20 protein-coding genes are annotated in these 16,460 nt (G+C 64.9%); 16 read left to right on the top strand and 4 right to left on the bottom strand.

All coding sequences use genetic code 11. The features are described from left to right. Positions 1-31 precede the first annotated feature (31 nt). From ABEA18_RS13855 to ABEA18_RS13930, 16 genes are all read left to right on the top strand, one after another. Entirely contained in the window at positions 32-1,126 is a 1,095-nt protein-coding gene (locus tag ABEA18_RS13855; protein ID WP_345449958.1) for an amidohydrolase family protein, read from the top strand. 79 nt (positions 1,127-1,205) lie between these two features. Beyond that, on the top strand, positions 1,206-2,084 hold the full coding sequence (locus ABEA18_RS13860) for a VOC family protein (RefSeq protein WP_345449959.1): 879 nt from the start codon (positions 1,206-1,208) through the stop codon (positions 2,082-2,084). Positions 2,085-2,154: 70 nt separating this feature from the next. Further along, positions 2,155-2,598 (top strand): hypothetical protein, encoded by a 444-nt coding sequence (locus ABEA18_RS13865; RefSeq protein WP_345449960.1) that lies wholly within the window; start codon positions 2,155-2,157, stop codon positions 2,596-2,598. A 195-nt stretch (positions 2,599-2,793) separates the two neighbouring features. Beyond that, the gene (gene rpsP, locus ABEA18_RS13870) at positions 2,794-3,216 is read left to right on the top strand and encodes a 30S ribosomal protein S16 (protein WP_345449990.1); all 423 of its coding nucleotides are present in this window, start codon (positions 2,794-2,796) and stop codon (positions 3,214-3,216) included. Position 3,217: 1 nt separating this feature from the next. Then, on the top strand, positions 3,218-3,460 hold the full coding sequence (locus tag ABEA18_RS13875) for an RNA-binding protein (RefSeq protein ID WP_028267532.1): 243 nt from the start codon (positions 3,218-3,220) through the stop codon (positions 3,458-3,460). Between the two features lie 129 nt (positions 3,461-3,589). Then, on the top strand, positions 3,590-4,153 hold the full coding sequence (gene rimM / locus ABEA18_RS13880; RefSeq protein WP_345449961.1) for a ribosome maturation factor RimM: 564 nt from the start codon (positions 3,590-3,592) through the stop codon (positions 4,151-4,153). Further along, positions 4,154-4,999, top strand: a complete 846-nt coding sequence (gene trmD, locus ABEA18_RS13885) for a tRNA (guanosine(37)-N1)-methyltransferase TrmD (RefSeq protein WP_345449962.1) — start codon at positions 4,154-4,156, stop codon at positions 4,997-4,999. 287 nt (positions 5,000-5,286) lie between these two features. Continuing rightward, positions 5,287-5,646, top strand: a complete 360-nt coding sequence (rplS, locus tag ABEA18_RS13890; protein WP_234752061.1) for a 50S ribosomal protein L19 — start codon at positions 5,287-5,289, stop codon at positions 5,644-5,646. Between the two features lie 78 nt (positions 5,647-5,724). Beyond that, positions 5,725-6,402 carry a signal peptidase I gene (gene lepB / locus ABEA18_RS13895; protein ID WP_345449963.1) on the top strand — a complete coding sequence of 226 codons (678 nt, stop codon included), beginning with the start codon at positions 5,725-5,727 and terminating at the stop codon, positions 6,400-6,402. Next, on the top strand, positions 6,403-7,350 hold the full coding sequence (gene lepB, locus ABEA18_RS13900) for a signal peptidase I (protein ID WP_345449964.1): 948 nt from the start codon (positions 6,403-6,405) through the stop codon (positions 7,348-7,350). Further along, positions 7,350-8,081 (top strand): ribonuclease HII, encoded by a 732-nt coding sequence (locus ABEA18_RS13905; RefSeq protein WP_345449965.1) that lies wholly within the window; start codon positions 7,350-7,352, stop codon positions 8,079-8,081. The genes lepB (ABEA18_RS13900) and ABEA18_RS13905 overlap by 1 nt, the downstream gene beginning before the upstream one ends. Before the next feature lie 78 nt (positions 8,082-8,159). Continuing rightward, entirely contained in the window at positions 8,160-8,504 is a 345-nt protein-coding gene (locus tag ABEA18_RS13910) for a DUF2469 domain-containing protein (RefSeq protein ID WP_028267525.1), read from the top strand. Between the two features lie 131 nt (positions 8,505-8,635). Then, positions 8,636-8,992, top strand: coding sequence for a YraN family protein (locus ABEA18_RS13915; RefSeq protein WP_345449966.1), 357 nt, complete (start codon positions 8,636-8,638; stop codon positions 8,990-8,992). Next, positions 8,993-10,534: a YifB family Mg chelatase-like AAA ATPase gene (locus ABEA18_RS13920; protein WP_345449967.1), complete on the top strand. Its 1,542-nt coding sequence runs from the start codon at positions 8,993-8,995 to the stop codon at positions 10,532-10,534. Positions 10,535-10,545: 11 nt separating this feature from the next. Further along, positions 10,546-11,772, top strand: coding sequence for a DNA-processing protein DprA (gene dprA, locus ABEA18_RS13925; RefSeq protein ID WP_345449968.1), 1,227 nt, complete (start codon positions 10,546-10,548; stop codon positions 11,770-11,772). A gap of 143 nt (positions 11,773-11,915) precedes the next feature. Next, positions 11,916-12,107, top strand: coding sequence for a hypothetical protein (locus ABEA18_RS13930; protein ID WP_345449969.1), 192 nt, complete (start codon positions 11,916-11,918; stop codon positions 12,105-12,107). On the opposite strand, the gene ABEA18_RS13935 is transcribed toward ABEA18_RS13930, so the two are convergent. Genes ABEA18_RS13935 through ABEA18_RS13950 form a run of 4 tightly spaced genes read right to left on the bottom strand, consistent with a single transcriptional unit; the run spans position 12,098 to position 16,403 of the window. Next, the gene (locus tag ABEA18_RS13935; protein WP_345449970.1) at positions 12,098-13,075 is read right to left on the bottom strand and encodes an anchored repeat-type ABC transporter permease subunit; all 978 of its coding nucleotides are present in this window, start codon (positions 13,073-13,075) and stop codon (positions 12,098-12,100) included. The two genes, ABEA18_RS13930 and ABEA18_RS13935, sit on opposite strands and share 10 nt — an antisense overlap. Next, positions 13,072-13,833: an anchored repeat-type ABC transporter ATP-binding subunit gene (locus ABEA18_RS13940; RefSeq protein ID WP_345449971.1), complete on the bottom strand. Its 762-nt coding sequence runs from the start codon at positions 13,831-13,833 to the stop codon at positions 13,072-13,074. The genes ABEA18_RS13935 and ABEA18_RS13940 overlap by 4 nt, the downstream gene beginning before the upstream one ends. Further along, the gene (locus ABEA18_RS13945; protein WP_345449972.1) at positions 13,830-14,882 is read right to left on the bottom strand and encodes a choice-of-anchor M domain-containing protein; all 1,053 of its coding nucleotides are present in this window, start codon (positions 14,880-14,882) and stop codon (positions 13,830-13,832) included. The genes ABEA18_RS13940 and ABEA18_RS13945 overlap by 4 nt, the downstream gene beginning before the upstream one ends. Before the next feature lie 21 nt (positions 14,883-14,903). Further along, positions 14,904-16,403, bottom strand: coding sequence for an anchored repeat ABC transporter, substrate-binding protein (locus tag ABEA18_RS13950; protein WP_345449973.1), 1,500 nt, complete (start codon positions 16,401-16,403; stop codon positions 14,904-14,906). Positions 16,404-16,460 lie beyond the last annotated feature (57 nt).

The following is a 16,460-nucleotide window of genomic DNA, read 5'->3' on the forward strand; positions in this document are numbered from 1 at the left end:
CCGGCGACGGCGCGGGAACTAGGGTGGAATCATGGCGGAAATCATTGAATTCAGCGGCACCGTCCTCACCGGGCCGGAGGAGGAACGGCGCGGCCTCTGGTCGGTGGACGGACGGTTGACCTTTCTGCGGCCTGCTGACGCACCGGACGTCGTCCTGGCCGGATGGGTGCTGCCGGGCCTTGTCGACGCACACTGCCACGTTGGCTTGGGCAAGGGCGGGCCCGTCGACGACGAGACTGCGCGCCTGCAGGCGACGGCGGACCGGGACGCCGGGACGCTCTTGATCCGCGACGCCGGATCCGCAAGCGACACGCGCTGGCTGCAGCAGCGGGGGGACATGCCCAGGATTATCCGCGCGGGCAGGCACATCGCGAGGCAACGCCGGTACATCCCGGGACTGGCCGAAGAAGTCGAGCCCGAGGATCTCGTGGAGGCCGTGCGCAAGCAGGCGCGGTCCGGAGACGGCTGGGTCAAGATCGTCGGGGACTGGATCGACCGCTCGGCAGGCGATCTCGGCCCATCCTTTCCGGCCGCCATCGTCAAGGACGCCGTCGCCGCGGCACACGACGAGGGAGCCAGGGTAACTGCCCATTGCTTCGCTGAAGGGACTATCGACGCCATGCTCGACGCCGGCATCGACTGCATCGAGCACGCCACCGGCCTCTTGCCGCACCATATTCCCCGGCTGCTGGACCAGGATGTGCCGATTGTCCCCACCCTCATCAACATTGCGACCTTTCCGGACATCGCGAAGCAGGCGGAAGCGAAGTTCCCGCGCTACGCCGCCCACATGACCAGGCTTTGGGAGCGCAGGCATGAACGCGTAGCCGAGGCATTCGACGCCGGAGTGCGTGTGTACGCCGGAACCGACGCCGGCAGCGTCATCAAGCACGGCCGGATCGGCGAGGAAATCCTTGAATTGCATCGCGCGGGCCTTCCGGCGGCCGCCGCCCTCGATGCCGCCTGCTGGTCCGCACGCGAGTGGCTGGGTGCCGACGGCATCAGCGACGGTGCCAGTGCCGACGTCGTGCTCTACGCAAACGATCCCCGCGCGTCCCTTGAGGTGGTGCTGGATCCGCGATGCATCGTGCTGAGGGGACATATTTCAGGGAACGCCGGGCATTAGGAATAAATTGAAGCTTCAAGTAATTTAGATAGATAAGAGGTAGCCGAAGGGCGGCGCCACAAAAAGCCGGGAGTTTCACATGACCATCGCATCCAGCCAGGATCTCCTTCCTGCCGAACTCACCATGGGTACTGTCATGCTCAAGGTGGGGGACATGAAGCTCATGGGCGACTACTACCAGCGGGCGCTGGGGCTGGACGTGGTCGCCGAACAGGATGGCGGGCTCTACTTCGGCAGGCTCGGCAAGCCGTTGGTGCACCTCGCGCCGGCCTCCGGGCTCCAGATTCCGGGTCGCGGGGAGGCCGGACTTTTCCATACGGCTTTGCTCTTCGAAGACCAATCCTCGCTCGCCGCAACTGTCGCCTCGGCCGCGCAATACGAGCCCCACGCTTTCGTCGGCAGCGCGGACCACCTGGTCAGCGAGGCCTTCTACTTCACCGACCCTGAGGGTAACGGCATTGAGCTCTACTACGACAAACCCCGCGAAGGCTGGGAGTGGAACGGCAGTTCGGTCGTCATGGACAGCCTGCCGCTCCCGCCGCAGCGCTACCTCCAGCAATACCTGAGCGAAGCCGCGGTGGCGGGCCAGCACGGGGCCGGCGCCGGCGTCGGGCATGTCCACCTCCAGGTGGGCGACGTGCGGACCGCCCATGATTTCTACGTCGACACTCTGGGCTTCGAACAGACCGCCGGGTGGCACGGGCAGGCCTTGTTTGTCTCCGCGGGCGGCTACCACCACCACATGGCCATGAACGTCTGGAACAGCCGCGGTGCAGGTCCACGCAAGGACACGCTCGGTCTCGGCGAGGTGGTCATCGAGGTTCCGTCGGGAGACGACGTCGGCGCGCTCGCCGACCGCCTCAAGGTTGCCGGTATTGCGTCCCACCACACGGGCCAGGAGTTGCGCTTCGAGGACCCGTGGCGCAACCGGCTGCGGGTCGCCGTCCGCTACGCTTGATCCGACGACGTGGCGCATTTCGGCCGCCGCGCCGCAGCTCCGTTGGCACGAACGAATGAGAGTACTTTCCATGGGCTTTGCTGAAATCTTTGTTGCCACCCACGATGAAGCACTCAAGAGGGCCGCTGCCCTGGAGAAGGGCAGCGACGTATCCGGCGCCGCAGTACGGATCCCGGGAATCAGCGATTTCGAAGTAGAACAGCTCGGCGACCTCGCCGGGACCGCCGTGCATGCAGGCGGGGCCGACTATGAGCTTTCTTTGGTGGACGTCACCAGCGACGCCTTGCTGGGCGTCCCCGAAGCCATGGTGCGCGCCCTGTCCGAACTCCTCAGCTACGAGACCGAAGGGGAGGGAAACGTCCTCGACGACGTCGCCGAAAGCTGGGCGGCCCAAGAGGACATGCCCTTTGATGCCCAACAGTCCCGTCTGTACGTCCAGCAGTTGGCGGCCCTCGCGAGCGACGTCGAAAAGGCCGAGCGGGCCGGTCTTTACGTCTGGTCCGCAGGCGAGTAACCCCGCAGTAAACGGGCCGCACGGACCGCGCGTTCGAAATACTGTCCGCCATCTGGCACAATGGACAGGTACTCGATCCGCATGGCCCCTCTCTCCGTGTGTGCATCTTGTCCTTGGAACCCTCAAGTATGGCCCGCCCCACGGGTGCAGAACGACGGGCTCAACCCCGTTTCAGAAACAGGAGTGACCACAAAAGTGGCCGTAAAGATTCGCCTTAAGCGCTTCGGTAAGATGCGCGCACCGTACTACCGCATCGTCGTCATGGACTCCCGCGCCAAGCGCGATGGCCGTGCGATTGAAGAAATCGGCAAGTACCACCCCACCGAAGAGCCCTCGTACATCGAGGTCGTCTCTGAGCGTGCACAGTACTGGCTGTCCGTCGGCGCCCAGCCGACCGAGCAGGTTGCCGCGATCCTCAAGATCACCGGTGACTGGCAGAAGTTCAAGGGTCTCCCGGGCCAGGAAGGCACGCTGAAGACCAAGGTCGCCAAGCCTGTTTTCGTTGCACCGGAGAAGGGTTCCGTCATCATCCCGGAAGCCATCACCAAGAAGGCCAAGCAGTCGGAAGCAACTGAAGCTCCCGCTGACGCTGAAGCAGAGACCACCGAGGCTGAGTAAATTGCTGGCAGAAGCGCTCGAGCACTTGGTCCGTGGGATCGTTGACAGCCCTGAGGACGTCAAGGTCAGTGCCAAGAACAACCGCCGCGGGGAATCCCTCGAGGTGCGTGTTCACCAGGACGACCTCGGACGGGTGATCGGCCGCCAAGGTCGCACCGCACGCGCTTTGCGCACTGTGATTGCGGCATTGGCGGGCGGCGAGCAGGTCCGGGTCGACGTCGTCGACACCGACCGTCGCCGGTAACGCGCTCAGCAATACTTGTCTTAAATCCGGCCCCTTCACCAGATTATGGTGGAGGGGCCGGATTGTTTTACGAGCAAACCCCCGGCCTTGGCCCCTAAGCCGGTCCAGCGAAGAAATCAGAGGAACCCCATGCAGCTCCAGGTTGCCCGAATCGGCAAGCCCCACGGAATCCGCGGCGAAGTCACCGTCCAGGTGCTCACCGATGCCCCCGGCGATCGTTTCGTCCCGGGGACCGAATTTGTGGTGGAGCCCGCAAAGGCCGGTCCCTTGACCATCACCAGCGCGCGGTGGAACAAGGACATCCTGTTGCTCGGTTTCGAAGAGATCTCCACGCGTAACCAGGCGGAGGAAATCCGCGGCGCGAAGCTGTTCATCGAGACGGAAGAGCTGGAAGAGGACGACGACGAAGGCTGGTACGAGCACGAGCTCGTCGGTCTTGAAGTCCGTGTCGGCTCTCAGGTCGTAGGGAAGGTGACTGCACTCAACACCATGCCGGTCCAGGATCTGCTGGTCATTGAAGACGCTGACGGCAAGGAAATCCTGGTGCCTTTCGTCGAAGAGATCGTGCCCGAGGTCAACGTTGAGGACGGCTACGTTCTACTCACCCCTCCGCCGGGCCTCTTCGAACTGAACACCGACGCTTCCGCCTCCGATACGGAAGAGGACGACGCTGAAACCAAGGATGACGCCTAAATGCGTATCGATGTCGTCAGCATCTTTCCCGAGTACCTGGCGCCACTCGAACTTTCCCTCATAGGTAAGGCCCGTCAGGATGGGCTCTTGCAGCTCAATGTCCATGACTTGAGGACCTTCACCACCGACAAGCACCGCACCGTGGACGATACTCCGTATGGCGGCGGTGCGGGCATGGTCATGAAACCCGAGCCCTGGGCCCAGGCCCTGGAATCAATTGCCTCCGAAGCAAATGCCGAAGCCGGACGTCCCGAAGCTGAGGGCTCATCGGACGGCCCGACGACGAAGCCGGTCCTGATCGTCCCGTCGCCCGCGGGGGAGCGCTTCAACCAGGCCCTTGCGTATGAGCTCGCCGAGGAAGATCGGCTCGTTTTCGCCTGCGGCCGCTATGAAGGCATCGACGAGCGCGTCATTGAGTGGGCGGCAGGCCACTTCACCGTCCGCCCGGTCAGTTTGGGCGACTACGTCCTCAACGGCGGCGAGGTTGCAGTCCTGGCCATGGTCGAAGCCATCGGGCGGTTGCTTCCCGGTGTCGTCGGCAATCCTGAATCGTTGGTGGAGGAATCCCATTCGGACGGCTTGCTGGAGTACCCCGTCTACACGAAACCCTCGTCATGGCGCGATCGTGACGTGCCCGCCGTCCTTTTAAGCGGCAACCACGGCAAGATCGCCCAGTGGCGCCGCCACGAACAGTTCCGGCGCACGGCGGAACGCCGACCGGACCTTCTCGCAGAGTTCGACGCCGGCCGCCTGACACGTGCGGACCGCACCGTTTTCGGGGAACTCGGGTACGACGTCGTCGACGGCCGGTTGCGGCGCCGCCCGGACGCCGACCTCCCGGACTGAGCCCGCCGTCGTCGGGCGGTTTGTCCACCGCCCGAGCGCAACAATCGGCCCGCATTCGCGGGATTGGCCGGAACTCCCGGGGTGTGGCAGAATTAACCCTTGTGTCTACTGGGTTCGCGCCTGCCACAGGGGGAGCGTCACCAACAGCCTGACAACCCGGAACCGCCAATCAGTGGCGGTACCGGACTTGAAAATCTTCGGCGGTAATTTCCGGACGGCCTTGCGCCCCGGGCTTGCCCGCCGTGACCCAAAGTGGATGACCTGTGGCGTTCACCAGGAGTGGATTAATGCATATCCTCGATAACGTAGATGCAGCTTCGCTGCGTAACGATGTTCCCGAGTTCCGCGCGGGTGACACCATCAAGGTTCACGTGAACATCATCGAAGGCAAGAACTCCCGTGTCCAGGTTTTCCAGGGCTTCGTCCTGGGCCGCCAGGGTGACGGCGTTCGCGAAACCTTCACGGTCCGCAAGGTCTCCTTCGGTGTCGGCGTAGAGCGTACCTTCCCGGTGCACTCCCCGATCATCGACAAGATCGAGGTCGTCACCAAGGGTGACGTCCGCCGCGCCAAGCTCTACTACATGCGCGCACTGCGCGGCAAGGCTGCGAAGATCAAGGAAAAGCGCGACTTCGCCACCGGCAAGTAGGTCTTTCGACCAACAGCGGGTCCTGGATTCGTGTCCGGCCTGCGCCGGAGAAATCCGCAACGCAACAGGAAACGAATCATGGACCACGCAAAACGCCAGCCCCGGAAACAGGGCTGGCGTTTTGTTTTGCTCGCACTTGTCCTGGCCGTGGCTATCAGTGGGCTTGTCCGGTCGTTGTGGCTCGACGTCTACTTCATCCCCTCTGAGTCCATGGAGCCGATCCTGGGCACCGGAGACCGCATCCTTGTGTCCCGGACTGATTTCGCCACAGGCCCTATTCGCCGTGGAGACATTGTGGTCTTCGACGGCAGGGGAACCTTTGCTCCGCTGAACAGCGGCAAAGGGCCGTTTGCCGACGCAGTGGCCGCCGCCGGCCACTGGCTGGGCCTGACGGGAAGCGACACGACATACGTCAAGCGCGTCATCGGGCTTCCCGGCGACCACGTCGTTTGTTGTGGCACCGGTGGCAAACTCACAGTCAACGGTCAGCCGGTTGAGGAACCCTATCTGTATCCCGGCGACACGCCGAGCGAGCAGAGGTTCGACGTCGTCGTTCCGAGTGACCGATTGTGGCTCATGGGGGACCACCGTTCACGATCGGCCGATTCGCGCAGCCTTCTGGGTGCACCGGGCGGAGGCATGGTGCCGCTGGAGCGTGTCATCGGGCGTCCGGTCCGGATTATCTGGCCGCTTGATAGATTTGCAGAACTGCCTCGCCCTGCGCAGGCCGGTACAACCTCGAAGAACGGACAATAGATGCCCGAGACAACTCCCGGGAAGCCGGAACGGCACGACGGTGACGCCAGGCCCCTGGACGGACCGTCTGCTCCCGCCACGGATCTTTCAGCGGACGACGCCGATCCGGCACCGGGGAGCGCGACCGGGTCGACGGCGGTCCCGCCTGCGGAACAGGAGTCTCCGCGCCGCGCTGCACGGCGGGATTCCCGGCTGGAATCGGGCGAAAGCGATCGGTCCGAAACTGCCGCCAAAACCCACGGCAGTCCGTTCCTCGGCTGGCTCAGGGAGATCGGCACGGTGGTGGTCATCGCGATCGTCTTGTCCTTCCTGATCAAGACCTTCCTGTTCCGTGCTTTCTTCATTCCCTCGGAGTCCATGGTCAACACCCTTGACGTCGACGACCGGATCTTCGTCAATCTGCTGGTGCCGCAACCCTTCGCACTGGAGCGAGGCGACGTCGTGGTCTTCAAGGACGCCCAGGGATGGCTGCCGCCCACGCAGAAGGCGACGCCCGGGCCCTTCAAATGGTTCCAGGACGGTCTCGTCTTCGTCGGACTGCTTCCGGACGAGACCAATCAGCACCTCGTCAAGCGCGTGATCGGCCTGCCAGGGGACAGGGTTTCCTGCTGCGACAGTTCAGCGCGGGTCAGCGTCAATGGAACGGTCCTCAACGAGAGCTACATCAATCCTGCCCAGGTTCCCATGGCCAAGTCTTTCGATGTGGTGGTCCCTGCGGGGAAAATTTGGGTTATGGGCGACAACCGCAATAACTCGGCCGACTCCCGTGAACACCAATCTGTCAATGGTGGTTTCATCGACATCTCGGACGTCGAGGGCAAAGCCACGGTTATTGCCTGGCCCATCAACCGTTGGCAGATCCTTGACAACCACTCCGAGGTCTTCCGCAACGTTCCTGCGCCGTCGCCCCAGAACACGGCTTCACCTACGGCCCCAGCGAGCAAGTGATGGTTCCGGCGGGGACAGGAGCTCCGGTTCGGACGCAGCGGAAACCCGCCGCGAGGACCAAGCACGCTCCTGATTTTCCGACCCTGGACGTTGAACGGGGTTTCCTGTCTCCAGGGGTCACGCTGCTGGCCGGTGTCGACGAAGTAGGCCGCGGAGCGCTCGCCGGGCCGGTGTCGGTGGGGATCGCCGTCGTCGATCTCCGTGACCACGGCCTGCTCGCCGATGTCCGCGACAGCAAGCTTCTCAAGCCCGAGGACCGCGAGCGGTTGGAACCGCTGGTACGCGAATGGGCGGTTGGCTCCGCAGTGGGCCACGCAAGTTCGGCTGAGATCGATGCGCTGGGCATAGTGGGCGCCCTGCGCCTTGCCGGAACGCGCGCTTGGTTCGAGGTTCTCGCCTCGGGCGTGCATCCGGACCTCGTCCTCCTGGATGGGAGCCACAACTGGCTCTCGCCCCAGACCCAGGGCTCGTTGTTCGACACCGAGCCGTCCGGGCCCGCTTGTGAGGCGCCGGTGCACACCCGGGTGAAGGCGGACATGAGCTGCCTCAGCGTGGCGGCCGCCAGCGTGCTGGCCAAGGTTGCCAGGGACCGCATCATGATTGAGCTGCACGAGGAATATCCGGCTTTCGGCTGGAACGAGAACAAGGGTTACGCCACGTCCTTCCACCGCGATGCCATCAGATCGTTGGGTCCCACGCCGTACCACCGGACCAGCTGGAACCTGCTCTAGCCTGCGCTTTTCCTTGTCCTGGCTGCCGTCCGCCCAACCGTGGCGGCGTGTGCGCCCTCTATGGTGCAAGATGGATCTATGAGTGCCGAGGATCTTGAGAACTACGAAACCGACATGGAGCTCCAGCTCTACCGCGAATACCGCGACGTCGTTGGTTTGTTCAGCTACGTTGTCGAGACCGAACGCCGGTTCTATCTTGCAAACCACGTTGACCTGCAGGCACGCAGTGCCGACGGCGAGGTCTATTTCGACCTCACCCTCCAGGATGCCTGGGTTTGGGACGTCTACCGTTCGGCGCGTTTCGTGAAGAATGTCCGGGTCATTACGTTCAAGGACGTCAACGTCGAAGAACTGCCTCGCAACGAGGAACTTTCCCTGCCGAAGGACGGCGACCTGGGCGATCTGGGCAACCTGGGCAACTAGGAAGGCCCGCGAACTCGGAAAAGTCCGCCAACTTCTCCTCCACACCGTCTGGCTGAGGGAGTTTCCCACATAGCCGAACTGCCCCCTGTCTTCGGATTCTTCGCGCCTCCAGGCTGGAAGCGGAGGTGGTCATGAAAGCCAAAGACGTGTTGGGCCGGCAGGGTGAAACGTTGGCCGTAGCTTTCCTTGAAACGCAGGGAATGCGGATTGTGGACCGCAATTGGAGATGTTCCGAGGGCGAGATCGACATCGTGGCGCTCGACGGCGACACTTTGGTGATTGCCGAGGTCAAGACCCGGAAAAACCTGGCCTACGGGCACCCATTCGAAGCGGTCGGCGCCGCCAAACTCGCCCGGCTTCATCGCCTGGCTCTTTCGTGGTGCCGTGATCACGAGCATCGCGCCGTGCGCCGCAGGGTGGATGTCGTGGGAATCGTCGACGACGGCGTGGGTGAGCCGCAGCTCGAACACCTCAGGGGCGTGGGCTAGGTGGGTGTGGGTCGAAGCTACTCGGTTGCGCTGCTGGGCCTGAACGGCTACATCGTGGAGGTCGAGGCAGATATCGGGCAAACCCTCCCCAATTTCGTGATCCTGGGGTTGCCGGATGCCTCCCTGAACGAAGCCAAGGAACGCATTCGTTCCGCGGCACAGAATTCCGGCATCCCGCTGAGTCGCCGAAAGATCACCGCAAACTTGATTCCGGCCTCGCTGCCGAAGCGCGGCTCGGGCTTCGACCTTGCGATCGCCATGGCAGTGCTGCGCGCTGCTGGTGATATCCGTTCCACCGAAGGCAGAGTCTTCATCTCCGAGTTGGGACTGGATGGCAGGTTGAGGCCGGTTCGCGGCATCTTGCCGGCGGTCATGGCGGCTGTTCAGGCAGGCCACCCCGAGATTGTTGTGGCCCAGGCCAACGTCGCCGAGGCAGAGTTGGTTCCCGGGGCGGTGGTTCGTGGCTACAAGACCTTGGCTCGTCTTGCGTTTGATTTCGGGGCCGATCCGCAGGACCTGGTCCTGGATTATGACCCGGCCGACGGTGACGTTGTGGGGGGTCAGAACGTCGGAGCCGCGGTTGTTCCGGATCTTTGTGATGTCTCGGGGCAGGGGGATGCCCGGCGCGCCTTGGAGGTTGCGGCGGCCGGGGCGCATCATGTGCTGCTTTGCGGTCCGCCGGGTGCGGGTAAGACGATGCTTGCCGAGCGGCTCCCGGGGCTCTTGCCGGATTTGGGGGACCGGGAAGCCATGGAAGTCACGGCAATCCATTCGCTTTCTGCCGTCCATGTCGACTCGGTACAGCTGTTGCGCCGGCCGCCCTTTGAGAATCCCCATCACAGCGCGACCGCCGCCGCAATCATCGGCGGTGGATCCGGGCTACCGCGGCCCGGGGCGGCATCACGGGCGCACCGTGGCGTCTTGTTCCTGGACGAAGCACCCGAGTATGAACGCCGGGTCCTGGACGCCCTGAGGCAACCTCTGGAAAGCGGAGAGCTGGTCATTCATCGCTCCGCGGGTACTGCCGCGTATCCAGCCCGCTTCCAGCTGGTCCTGGCGGCGAATCCTTGCCCTTGCGGGAAGGCCACGGGCAAGGGAGTCGATTGCACTTGCACCCCGGTGATGCGGCGCCGCTACTTCGGGCGCATGTCCGGGCCGTTGCTGGACAGAGTGGACATCCAGCTCCAGGTGGAACGTGTATCCCTCGCGGACTTTGGGCAATCCGGCGCGGAGGAGGACACGGCCACGGTCGCCGGGCGGGTCCATGCCGCCCGGTCACGGCAACGTGAGCGGCTCGAGAGTTTCGGGATGGAAACCAACTCGCAGGTTCCCGGGCGCGTACTTCGCGGCGAACTGCGCCTCCCCTCAGCGACCACGAAGATTCTGGACACTTCCCTCGAGCGCGGAATCCTCACGGCCAGAGGCTACGACCGCGTCCTGCGCCTCGCATGGACCCTCGCGGATCTGGGCCACAGGGACCGACCCCACAGCGACGATATCGGACAGGCCCTCGGCTTGCGGCAGGCGGTTGCGGCCGCATGAAAGGACACGCCATGACTGAACACGGCCAGCGGCTCACCTCGGACGCTCCGGACCGGAGCAGGGAGCGACTCGCCCGGGCAGCGCTATCACGGCTGATGGAACCGCAAGATGCGGCCGGACTCGCGCTGGTCCAGGCTTCCGGGGCCGTTGACGGCCTCAGAATAGCGATCGGCGAGCTCCCTCCCGGACCCGGGCTTGAGCAGGAAGTGGCTTCCTTGTTGGTGGACAGCGGGGTATCTTCCGCCGGGGCCGGATTGGCTGCTGCGTTGCGCCGGTGGGCGCCACGGATCCCGGACCTTGCCCCGGAACGGGACCTTGCCACCATGCAACGCCTAGGTGGCCGCATGATCATCCCTGGCGACCCGCTGTGGCCCACGCAGTTGGCAGACCTTGGCCTTCATGAACCATTGTGCTTGTGGTGGCGGGGACACGAATTGGAGTTCCCACCCGTACGCCGGGTAGTGGCCCTTGTCGGCTCACGGGACAGCACAAGCTACGGGGCCTCCGTCACGGGGGATTTCGCCTATGGGCTGGGTCAGCGTGGCTGCACGGTCGTGTCCGGAGGGGCCTACGGGATCGACGCCCATGCACACCGCGGAGCCCTGGCCGGGGGCACAAACGACATGCCGACCATCGCCGTGATGGCAGGGGGAATTGACCGATACTATCCGTCCGGAAATGAGGATCTGTTGCGTGCCGTGGCAAACCAAGGTGCGGTCATCGCCGAGGTTCCGCCGGGCTCGGCGCCCACCCGTTACCGCTTCCTTCAGCGGAACAGGATTATCGCCGCCTTGGCAGCCGTGACAGTGGTGATCGAAGCGCGGTGGCGTTCGGGTGCCCTGAATACGGCCCATCATGCTGAATCCATTGGCAGGGCGGTCGCCGCGGTCCCGGGGTCTATTCACAGTGCCAACTCTGCAGGCTGCCATCGGCTTCTCAGGGATGGCGGGGCCGTCTGCGTCACGGACGTCGGCGAAATCGCTGAACTGGCGGGGTCGAGCGGTGAAGCGCTCGTCGGGGAAAAGGAAACGGCTGCCTCAGACCACGACGGACTCACCCTCGAGGACCTGATCCTGCTCGACGCCTTGCCCGTCCGTTCGACGAGCTCGGTGGAGAAGCTCGCGGTCGTCGCAGGACTCAGCACCGAGTCCGTCAGGGCAGGTCTTGGACGCCTAGGCCTGTTGGGCTTGGCGGTGTCAGTGAGCGGCGCGTGGAAGAGGTCGGGGAAGCAAGGGTGATTTTTAGATAGGCGACTATCAGTTGACTTGAGGGTGGCGTACCGTCGGTAGGGACGACGGGGGATCGTCCTTCTGTTGTTTAGCAAAAGCTGTGGATAGTTGCTCCTCAAGGCCAATCACTCTTGAGAAGGGATGATGTGGAGATGATGAAGTCAAGGGCGCAGCCCGCGAGGTTCGTGATTGGACAGCAAATCGGTCTCTTTCTGATCGTGGGAGCCGTCTTGTTCGTCCAAGGCGGCCCTGGCCCGGTATGGCTTTGGGTTCTTTTCGCGGTCTGGCAGGGGTTGCTCCTGTGGCAGTACTACCGGATTTACAGGTCCATCGGTCAGAGGTGAAGATGGCCGGGATGGGCACCTGCTGCCATGGTCTCCCCGGCCTCGGTGCCGGCCTCAGGGGCAGGCCGCGTCTGATGGGTAACGACAGGTTCCGGCCCCCCTTGAGGGACGGAGCGACGGCGGGCGACGAGTCGTGCGAGGGCACCTTGTCGAGGGGCGAGCAGCCACGCGGCGAGGAACACGGTGGTGAGCACGAGCACGATGGTGGCGCCGGTCGGGAAATCCCAGGACCATGAGATGTACAGGCCGACGAGGGCGGATAGCCCGCCGATGAAAGGGGCGAAGAGCATCATGATCCCGAGTCGGTCGGTGAGCAGCCGTGCGGTTGCTGCAGGGGTGACGAGCAGGGCGAGCACAAGGATGTTGCCGATGGTCTGCACGCTGATGACGACCGCGAGGGTGACGAGCACGTAAAGCGCGAGGTCGAGCCAGAACACCGGGAGGCCGAGCGCACGTGCCGATTCCCGGTCGAGGGAGACGGTGACGAATTCTTTGTTCAACAGGAACACCGCCAGCAGTACCGTCGCGCCGGTACCGCCGACGATGTAGAGGTCGCTGTCGGGGATGCCGGTGATGGATCCGAAGAGGAACTGCTGCAGGGATCCGGCGTAGCCGGGGGCGCGGGAGATGATGACGATGCCGAGCGCGAACGCGGCGACAAAGAAGATCCCGATGATGGAGTCTTCTTTCAGGCGCCGGTTCTGCGAGAACACGGCCACGAGGATTGCGGTAAGGACCCCGGCGAGGGTGCCGCCGAGCACGAGGTTGCCGGAGACGACGAACGCGACGGCGAGGCCGGGGAACACAGCGTGCGCGACGGCGTCGCCGATGAAGGCCATGCCGCGCAACACGACGTAGGAGCCAACGACGCCGCACACGACCGATGACATGACGGCGACCGCAAGCGCCTTGGGTAGGAACGCGAGGTCGGGGTTGAACAGGTCTGTGAGGAAGTCAACGGGGTTCATGCGGCCGCCCGCAGCATGCGGATGAGTGCCGAGTCCTCGCCGACGCCGAACGTAGTCGCCCATAGGGCGGGGTCGGCGACGAGTTGGGCGGGGGCACCGGTTGCGATGACGGTGCGGTTGAGCAGCGCGATCCTGTCGGCGCCGTCGATCGCGCCGAGCAGGTCGTGGGTAGTCATCAGCACGGTGCGGCCCTCGTGGGCGAGCTCGGCGAACAGGGATCCGAGCAGCTCCTTGGTGGGCATGTCGAGGCCTGTGAAGGGTTCGTCGAGCAGCAACGCCGTGGGGCGCAAGGCAAGGGCCCGGGCGACGAGCACGCGTTGTCGCTGCCCGCCGGAGAGCTGGCCGATGGGGCGGTCGGCGAGGTGGGTCATCCGCACCCGGTCAAGAGCATCTGCGACGGCCTCCCACGACGCTGCGGACGGGCGGCGGAAGAATCCGAGCATGCCGGTGAGGCCGGTGGCGACGACGTTCGCGACGCTGATCGGGAAGTCCCACGCGAACTCGTGGCGCTGCGGCACATAGCCGATCGCGGCGCGACCAGGTCGGGCCGGGCGGCCGTCGACGAGGACCCGGCCCGTCACGGTGCGCTGCAGCCCGAGGATCGTGCGCAGCAGGGTGGTCTTCCCCGCCCCGTTCGGCCCGATCAGCGCGAGCAGCTCGCCCCGCTCGGCCGTCAGATCCACCTCGCACAGCACGCGACGTCCGCCGAGGTCGACGGCGACATGCTCGACCCGGAGCGCGGTGTCCGCCCCGGTCACCGGTCCTCACCACCGGTGGCAGCTTCGGCTTCGGCTGAAGGATGTGCGTCGGTGTCAGCGGCGCCGCCGTGCCGGGCGGCAAGGATTCGCCGTTTGGTGCGGTTGCCGCGCAGGATTGCGGCGGTGAAACCGGCGATCAGGGCGGCAGCGACGACGATGATCGCGGCGACGAGGATCGGCACCAGTGGGCCTGTCCCCGGTGCCTGCCCGCCAGGCGTGGCCTGGTCGGTTTTGGCGTCCTTCTGCTGCGTGTCCGCGGCGGACTTCCCGTCCCATTTCGCGGCGAGGGCGTCGCCGGTGGAAGTGCCGGTGCCGACGGCGAAGCGGATTACCTGGGTGTCGGCGACGGTGCTGCCGTCGATGAGGTTGGCGGTGGCCTCGAGTTGCGCGAGGTAGATCCCGGGTTTCGTGAACGCCCAGTTCGCGTGAGTGTGGGTATTCACGTCGACCCAGAGCGGTTGCGGCTCGGTGACCCGTGAGTCCCATAGCAGCTGGGGTTCGCCGAAGCTGCCGGATTGCAGGAACACGGTCATCGTGCCGGGCCCCTGTACTTTCTTCAGGTTGAGCGTCACACCCCGGTCGATCGCGGCCATCACGTCCGGGTCCTGCGTGTTCCAGCCGACCCAGACGACGTCGGGGTTCTGGGTTTGCGGTGACACCCACACCGCGTTTCCCGGCTCGGCGTCTAGAAACCGGTAGGCGGGGTCGTCGGGGGCGGTCAGCTGCCCCTTGTCGGGGATCTGGAACACGGTCTCGCCGGGATAGCGCCACACGCTCTGGGCGTTCGCGTCGGCTTTCGCGACGTCGTCGTGGATGAGGAGCTGCCACCTGCCGTCCACGATCCGCGGCCCCAGGTCGACGTGCCCTTTCGTGAGCACGCGCTGGCCGTGCATGATCGGCATACTCTTTGGGAGGCTCTGGTCCAGGTTCCGGTCGTCCTCGGCGAACGCCGCAGCCGGCGCCGCGAACAGTGTGAGCACGGCGGCGAGCACGACGACGGCGAAGCGGCGGAGTCTCGCGGGTGGGGCAGTGGCGGAGAGAATCATCATCTGGTCTTCCTGTCGTCGCGGTCAGTGCGTGAGGCAGTCGCGCAGCGAGTCTGCGTTGAACCGCATCATCTGCGTGTAGCTCGTCACAGTGTCGGAGAAGGTGTCGCCATAGATCGGGCACACCTGGATGCCTTGGTCTGCTGCGACGTCGGCGAGGGTCGATGAGCGGGCGGCGAGGTTGGGTTCCAGGAACACCGCCGGCACAGCGAGAGAGCGGATGGTCGCGGTGAGTTTGCGTCGGTCCGACAGCGACGGCTCGACGGCTGGGTTCGGGGTGACAAAGCCTGCGATGTTGAGGCCGTAGGCGTGGGCGAGGTACCCGAAGGCGTCGTGCGTGGTCACGAGGTACCGGTCCTGCTCCGGGATCTGCGCAATAGTGTCGCGGACGTAGGCGTCGGTCGTTTCGAGCTCGTGCACGTAGGCGTTCGCGTTCGCGGTGTACTCCCGCGCGCCTTCGGAGTCGGCCCGGATGAGGGTGTCGCGTATAAGCTGCACATAGGCGATGCCATTGCGCACGTTCTGCCAGAGGTGGGGGTCGATCTCGCCGTGCACGTGCTTGCCGAGCACCGCCTGCGGCAGCTGGTATATCTCGTCCCCGGCGCGGCCGAGGAAGCGGTACTGGAGGCCCGCTGGGATCTGCTCCAGCCCCTTCGCGGGCACGTCGACCACCACGCGGTCCGCCGGGTACGTGCGCTGCGAGTGCTCCCCTCCGCCCCCTGGGTCGTATCGGACCTCCAGTTTGCCCGCATCGAGGTTCGCGGCGAGGTCGGCGTGCCCCTGGTTGAGGATCACCGGGTCCTTGATCCCCGCTTCGGCGGCGGCCCGGGCAGGGTTCACCCCGACCGCGAAGGTATAGGTGGCCGAGCCTAGCGGGATCGGTTTCGACGTGGCATCGACGCGCAGCTTCGCCTGCAGGGTGAGGGTGTACACGCCTGGCTTCGTGAACGCCCACGACAGGTGGGTGTGCGCGTCAGCGGGCAGGCTCATTGTGTCGTTCCGGTACCCGGTCGCCACGTCGAATCCGTTCGAAGAGTCGAAGTAAATGTCCGTGTTCCCGAACGAGCCGGTAAGGTACCCGTAGATTGCCCCCGGCCCGGTCGCGGCTGTCGCCGACAGCTGCACCTCGGAGGCGCGCGTCGCCCCGTACCGGGCGCCCGCGCCCTCGGCGCGGAGGCCGAGCCAGACGGTGTCGAGGGTGACGTCCTCGACCAGCGGGATGATCTCGGCCGCGTACTTCACCGCCTCCTCCGCAAGCGACACGTTCACTGCATCGGCCCGGAGGTTCGCGTCGAGGGTCTTGATCACCGAATGCTCCTCGAGCATCGCGTAGTTGCTGAACGCGACGTCGGCGTAAACGACGTTGCGGGCATCCCTCAGCGTCGGCTCGTAGGAGTGTGGATCGGCGTTGTCGGGGATCAAGGACACTGCGTCCACCCGGTCGCCGCCGACATGCTGCACCAAGTCGCGCAGGATCCCGGTCGTCGTGACCACATGCAATCGCTCGTCCCTGGCAGTGATCATCGGCTTCGCTGAGCACCCGGCGAGGGCAAGCAGACAGGCGGCCACCGCGCCCAGGGT

It is taken from the genome of Arthrobacter gyeryongensis (assembly GCF_039543785.1).
Classification (GTDB): Bacteria; Actinomycetota; Actinomycetes; order Actinomycetales; family Micrococcaceae; genus Arthrobacter; species Arthrobacter gyeryongensis.

What these genes read in the sequence shown, in the direction of transcription:
- trmD (WP_345449962.1), top strand. Translation starts at nt 4,154, where the DNA reads ATGCGTATCGATGTCGTCAGCATCTTTCCCGAGTACCTGGCGCCACTC.
- lepB (WP_345449964.1), top strand. Translation starts at nt 6,403, where the DNA reads ATGCCCGAGACAACTCCCGGGAAGCCGGAACGGCACGACGGTGACGCC.
- ABEA18_RS13935 (WP_345449970.1), bottom strand. Translation starts at nt 13,075, where the DNA reads ATGAACCCCGTTGACTTCCTCACAGACCTGTTCAACCCCGACCTCGCG.
- ABEA18_RS13945 (WP_345449972.1), bottom strand. Translation starts at nt 14,882, where the DNA reads ATGATGATTCTCTCCGCCACTGCCCCACCCGCGAGACTCCGCCGCTTC.
- ABEA18_RS13910 (WP_028267525.1), top strand. Translation starts at nt 8,160, where the DNA reads ATGAGTGCCGAGGATCTTGAGAACTACGAAACCGACATGGAGCTCCAG.
- rimM (WP_345449961.1), top strand. Translation starts at nt 3,590, where the DNA reads ATGCAGCTCCAGGTTGCCCGAATCGGCAAGCCCCACGGAATCCGCGGC.
- ABEA18_RS13905 (WP_345449965.1), top strand. Translation starts at nt 7,350, where the DNA reads ATGGTTCCGGCGGGGACAGGAGCTCCGGTTCGGACGCAGCGGAAACCC.
- ABEA18_RS13915 (WP_345449966.1), top strand. Translation starts at nt 8,636, where the DNA reads ATGAAAGCCAAAGACGTGTTGGGCCGGCAGGGTGAAACGTTGGCCGTA.
- rplS (WP_234752061.1), top strand. Translation starts at nt 5,287, where the DNA reads ATGCATATCCTCGATAACGTAGATGCAGCTTCGCTGCGTAACGATGTT.
- ABEA18_RS13930 (WP_345449969.1), top strand. Translation starts at nt 11,916, where the DNA reads ATGATGAAGTCAAGGGCGCAGCCCGCGAGGTTCGTGATTGGACAGCAA.
- dprA (WP_345449968.1), top strand. Translation starts at nt 10,546, where the DNA reads ATGACTGAACACGGCCAGCGGCTCACCTCGGACGCTCCGGACCGGAGC.
- lepB (WP_345449963.1), top strand. Translation starts at nt 5,725, where the DNA reads ATGGACCACGCAAAACGCCAGCCCCGGAAACAGGGCTGGCGTTTTGTT.
- ABEA18_RS13860 (WP_345449959.1), top strand. Translation starts at nt 1,206, where the DNA reads ATGACCATCGCATCCAGCCAGGATCTCCTTCCTGCCGAACTCACCATG.
- ABEA18_RS13950 (WP_345449973.1), bottom strand. Translation starts at nt 16,403, where the DNA reads ATGATCACTGCCAGGGACGAGCGATTGCATGTGGTCACGACGACCGGG.
- ABEA18_RS13865 (WP_345449960.1), top strand. Translation starts at nt 2,155, where the DNA reads ATGGGCTTTGCTGAAATCTTTGTTGCCACCCACGATGAAGCACTCAAG.
- ABEA18_RS13855 (WP_345449958.1), top strand. Translation starts at nt 32, where the DNA reads ATGGCGGAAATCATTGAATTCAGCGGCACCGTCCTCACCGGGCCGGAG.